General features: G+C 62.3%; 4 protein-coding genes. All 4 read right to left on the reverse strand.

Features of this window, described 5'->3' with window-relative positions; translation table 11 throughout:
• Window positions 1-11: 11 nt before the first annotated feature.
• A complete protein-coding gene (locus tag A7Q26_RS25350; protein WP_066863021.1) occupies window positions 12-1151 on the reverse strand; it encodes a hypothetical protein in 1140 nt (379 codons plus the stop codon).
• Window positions 1152-1472: 321 nt separating this feature from the next.
• On the reverse strand, window positions 1473-2777 hold the full coding sequence (gene pncB, locus A7Q26_RS19170; protein ID WP_036527766.1) for a nicotinate phosphoribosyltransferase: 1305 nt from the start codon (window positions 2775-2777) through the stop codon (window positions 1473-1475).
• A 61-nt stretch (window positions 2778-2838) separates the two neighbouring features.
• Complete coding sequence (locus A7Q26_RS19175; protein ID WP_051586982.1) at window positions 2839-4452, reverse strand: MFS transporter; 1614 nt, start codon at window positions 4450-4452, stop codon at window positions 2839-2841.
• Between the two features lie 72 nt (window positions 4453-4524).
• On the reverse strand, window positions 4525-5218 hold a 694-nt coding region (locus A7Q26_RS19180), incomplete at its 5' end, for a UDP-galactopyranose mutase (protein ID WP_198162988.1).

Raw genomic sequence — 5218 nt, forward strand, 5'->3', positions numbered from 1 at the left:
CAAGGCCATCTTCAACAAACCAGCATCATATTATCTGAAAAGGGGGTCCCTCTTCGACGCCGATCGGGGGTCCCTTTTGAACGCCGTTTGACAGTCCCCGCCTCACCGGTCACAAGCAACCGATGTTCGTTCGCCAGCCGGCTGACTGGCCGCTTGATGATCCCGGAGACCTTCTCGATTGCTTCATAGAGGTGTTCGACGAAAAATTGGACACGCCGCACCTCGTCGCGATCACCGCCTTGCTGAGTACGCAAGTCCCAGATCGCTGCCGAACAAACACCTAACGTTTCACTCGCCTCATCGAGAGCCCTTACCCACGGATCAAATGGAACTGGATCGGCTGGGCTGATCGACGCCGTCCGGATCAAACTGCTGATCGCCCGAAATCGAACATCCAGGTCCGCAGCTTGCGTCGCGGCGGGGCCACTTGCCAGAATCCTCGCAACGCTATCGGTCGTGCGATGCCGCGCCTCGTCGAGTTCATCAGCGAGGCGCGTCAAACTCTCAATGAAGGCAGGATCACGAGCGATCGCGAGCAGCCCGCGGCGGATCGGGAGTTCAATGTTGAGTTCGGGTGTGTAGCGCGTACCCAGCGCCTTGCGAGTGATCGCGAAGCGCGTTTGAAACCAGTCGGGCGTGAAATGCAGCAGATCGAACCAATAGTGCCGTCGACCCGCGTACTGCGGCTCATTTCGAGAGAAGCGCTCGATGAGCTGGGTCTCATCCCAAAGCTCAATCGTAACGACACGCGGAAGGATTGCGTCGGCGCGAGCTTGCACCCAGCGGTTCCAGCGATCCCTTTCGGAAATCCGATTGCCCACTCGCCCGTCCGATAGGTTGAAGGGTAAGCCGACAATGAAGCGCCCAAGCTGGGGGTGGCGTGCGATCGCTTGGCTTAGCGATTCGGTGAGCTGCGACGCTTCGCTGCTGCCGAACTCGAAGAAATACTTCGCCTGCCAGCCAGTCTCCGATCCATCTGCCTCGACGCGGTAGCATTCGAGGCCAGCGTCAGCCCCAGCGCCCTTACGGTGGAATGGCGCGTCAGGAGCGGTTTCTAACGCGGCGAGTTGACAAATCGCCTCCTCAAAACCGCTATGCTGGCTTCCGTGATGTGGTCGGATGGTGCGAAAATCGATCGTAGGAGACGGCATGGTCGCTCTGATTTTGGAGGTCGCGCCATGCGCGTGTAGATGCATTTTCCGATAGCTTATGCGCAGAGTCGATCCTACCGCGCACTATGGTGCGCGAGCGCGATGTGAATGGTGATTGCCCGGTGATTACCATGCCCGAAACTGAAGGGAAAAATTCCATATTTTCCTATTATAATTCAAGTCGATATACCGGTTCTCGCTCTGAGGTCTGGTACTTCCGGTACCGACGGAAAAGCGTCGGGTAAAAGGAAGGAGGGGGCTGCCCTCCCTCATTCCTGATGGCGCCACGTCCGGTCGCAGACAGCGAACGGAAATCCGCCGCTAAACCACGACCGGCGAGGGGGCATGGCCAGCGGATCCGAAGACCCGCAGATAGCGCTCGATCTCGGCGGGATCGCCGGTCGCCTTGGCGGGATTGTCGGACAGCTTCACCGCCGGACGTCCGTTCGCGCTTGTGACCTTGCAGACGAGGGAAATCGGCTCCAGCCCTTCGTCACCGTCGGGATCGCAGCCGCGAAAATCATTGGTGAGGTTGGTGCCCCAGCCGAAGCTTGTCCGCACACGCCCGTTGAAGTGCCTGTATGTCGCCTCGATCGTATCGACATCCATGCCGTCGGAGAAGATCAGCAGCCTGGTGCGCGGATCGACGCCCTGATCCTGCCACCAGCGGATGATCTGCTCGCCGCCTTCGATGGGCGGGGCGCTGTCGGGGCGGAAGCCGGTCCAGTCCGCAAGCCAGCCGGGCGCATCGCGCAGAAAGGCGGTGGTGCCGAAGGCGTCGGGCAGGGCTATAAGCAGATTGCCGTTATAATGCCGTCGCCACGCCTCCAGCACCTGATAGGGCGCGCGGGCGAGCGATGCATCGTCCCCGGCCAGCGCGGCGGCGACCATGGGCAATTCATGCGCGTTGGTGCCGATGGCCTCCAGATCGCTGTCCATGGCAAGGAGGACGTTAGACGTGCCGATGAAGCGGTCGCTCAACCCTTCCTTCAGCGCCTCGACACACCAGCGCTGCCACAGGAAGCCGTGCCGCCGCCGGGTGCCGAAGTCCGAGAGGACGAGATCGGGCAGCAGCTTCAGCCGCTCCACCTTCTCCCACAGCCTGGTCTTGGCGCGCGCATAGAGGATGTCGAGCGCGAACCTGCCCTTGTTGCGCATGGCCGCGCGCGATTTCAGTTCGTTGAGGATGGCGAGCGCGGGAATCTCCCACATGGTCGTGTGCGTCCATGGACCCTCGAAGCAGAGTTCATACTGACCGTCCACCTTGCGCAGCCGATAGTCGGGCAGGCGGAAATCGGCGAGCCAGGCAATGAATTCCGGGCTGAACATCTGCTGCCGCCCATAGAAGCTGTTGCCGGTCAGCCATATCAGCTCCTTTTTGGCGAAGCGGACCTCCCGCGCATGGTCGAGCTGGGCGCGCAGCTCCTCCTCGTCGATGATGTCGGCGAGACGGACCGAGCGGGTGCGGTTGATGACGGAGAATGTCGCCTCCACATCCGGATGAATGTGCCGGATCATCTGGAGCATGAGGAGCTTGTAGAAATCCGTGTCGAGCAGGCTGCGGACGATAGGGTCGAGCCGGAAATTATGGTTGTAGGTGCGTGTCGCGATGTCAGTGACGGTCATGCTGCGATCCTCCGTGCCATGCGGGTTCGGCCACGTCGCGCCGGCGGGCAGCTTCCCTCCGTCATGCAATCCTGTCGAGCAGATCGTCCAGCGAAGGATCAGGCGGGGGCACCGCATAGCCCGCCTCCAGCACCCATCCCGTGACTTGCCGCCTGGTGCTGAGGCTGAGGCTGCTCCGCAGCCGCTCCTGCAGGCCCTGGATGATCGCCATCTTGCGCTCGCGCAGCTTGATGAGTTCACCGGCGGGGAAGCTCATCGCTTCGCGAAGTCCCGTCACTGAGGAGATGTTGCCGAGGTTGCGGCGGGCAGAGTAGACGATGTGGGACACCACCTCCCTGCGGCCGGTGAAGCCGCTTTCCTGAACGAGGCTCAGGCGATGGAGGGCATAGAGGCCAATCACGGCCGATACGAGGAAGAAGAATTCCCAGTGCGTGAACATGACGCCGAGTTCGGCCGCGCCCTCAGGGCTGGTCCATCGCACGGCAAGGGTGAGCTTGCGCGCGGCGAAGAAGTCGCTGGCCCAGCCGCCGATGATGGGCGCCATGCCGGCGGCGATTGCGCCGATAATGGCGTTGGAGGCGAGATAGCCGGTCGCCGCGCCGCCGGGGCTGAGCTTCAGCACGATATTGCCGGAAGCCAGCCCCACGCCCGCCGCCGCCGCGCCCATGATGATGTGCAGCATGACGAGATAGGCGGACCGGGCTGTCATGCCGTCCACATCGCTGGCAAAGGCCATGGCGACGATGGAGAAGATGAACAGTGGCGTGGCCACGCTCAGCACCGACTTGTTGGAGAAATGATCGCTCAGGCGGCCCCATCCCCGGATGACGGCGAGGTTCGCGATCTGGCTGATGAAGCTGAAGATCAGCACGAACCCCATGCCGAAGCCGAGTTCGCGCACGAAATAGACGGTGAAGAACGGCGTTGCGAGGTTCACGGCGAATTGCCAGCTTGCAAGATAGCGCAGCATCTGCCGGAAGTTCCTGTCGCGCAGCGGCCCGGTCAGCAACCGCCGGATCGGCACATCGTCACTGCCGGGGGGCATACGTGGCTCCGGCACGCGGGCGAGCGCGACCGTGCTGACGAGACCGCAAGCGAAGCCGAAAAGGTAGAGGCCGCAGAAGATGCTGTTGCCGAAAGCCCGGTCCGTCCCAGCCTGCTGGAGCGCGTAGGCTCCGACAATAGTAGCGACCGCGCTAACCGCCGTGCCGAACAGGGTCCGCCGGGCAAAGAAACGCCCAAGCTCCTCCTCCGGCACGAGGTCGCGCATCCAGCTGTTCCAGCTACACGCACCCACCGCGTTGAGGCCGTAGTGCAACAGGGCCGCCGCCATCAGGGATGCGGCGGCGACATTACGGTCGGGGATGAACGGCACGACGGCGTAGATGGGCAGGGCGAGCCGCGCGAGAAAAACACTGATGACGGAGATGCGGCGGCGCGTGCGCAACCGCTCCACCAGCGAAACTGCGGGTGCCTGCAAGATCTGGGTGAACAGGGGGATGGCGGCCAATATGCCGATCTGGACCGTACTCACGCCGACATGCAGCGCGAGCGCAAGGAGCACCACGCCGCTGTTAAGGGCGCCTATGGCGGTGGCGAAGGAGGCGTCGACCAGCAAGGCCCTCAGGCCCTGCTGTACCTCCCGTTCGGACACCTCATCCTGCGGTTCCAGCACGCGTGACGTCCATCTGGCTCGTGAAAGGTCCGGCTCACAACGCGCGAGGCGCAAAAGGGAGCCGGATCAATATCATGCGTCGGCAACGACGGTCGTTCCGGCGCGCGCGCCGGTGGCTGCGGGCTGGCGGTCGGCATCCCAGCGCTGCTTCAGGCGGCGATAGGTAGCAAGCGCCTGACCGGCCACCTGATCCATGTTATAATAGCGATAGGTCGCCAGCCGGCCGACAAAGCTCACATCGGGCTGGGCGAGCGCCAGCGCTTCGTAGCGCTTGAACAGCGCCTGGTTCTCGGCGCGTGGAATGGGATAGTAGGGATCGCCCTCACCGCTCGGATATTCATAGGTGATGCTGGTGCGCGGCGCGGTCTGGCCGGTCAAATGCTTATATTCGGTAATGCGGGTGTGCGGAACGTCCTCTGACGGATAGTTCACCACGGCCACGGGCTGAAATTGTTCCTGATCCACCGTTTCGTGCCGGAAGTGCAGGGAGCGGTAGGGAAGCTTGCCGTAGCAATAGCCGAAATATTCGTCGATGGGTCCCGTGAAGACGAGGTGCTGATGCGGATAGGCCTGCCGCACTTCGGTAAAATCGACGCCGAGCAGCAGGTCGATGTTCGGATGGTCGAGCATCCGTTCGAACATATGGGTGAAGCCGTCTCTCGGCATGGCCTGGTAGGTGTCGGTGAAATAACGGTCGTCGGTGTTGGTTCGCGTCGGCACGCGTGAGGTCACCGACTTGTCCAGTTCCTGTCTCTTATACACATCT

Origin of the sequence: Sphingobium sp. TCM1 (assembly GCF_001650725.1) — a bacterium.
GTDB lineage: Bacteria > Pseudomonadota > Alphaproteobacteria > Sphingomonadales > Sphingomonadaceae > Sphingobium.

What these genes read in the sequence shown, in the direction of transcription:
- A7Q26_RS25350 (WP_066863021.1), bottom strand. Translation starts at nt 1,151, where the DNA reads ATGCCGTCTCCTACGATCGATTTTCGCACCATCCGACCACATCACGGA.
- pncB (WP_036527766.1), bottom strand. Translation starts at nt 2,777, where the DNA reads ATGACCGTCACTGACATCGCGACACGCACCTACAACCATAATTTCCGG.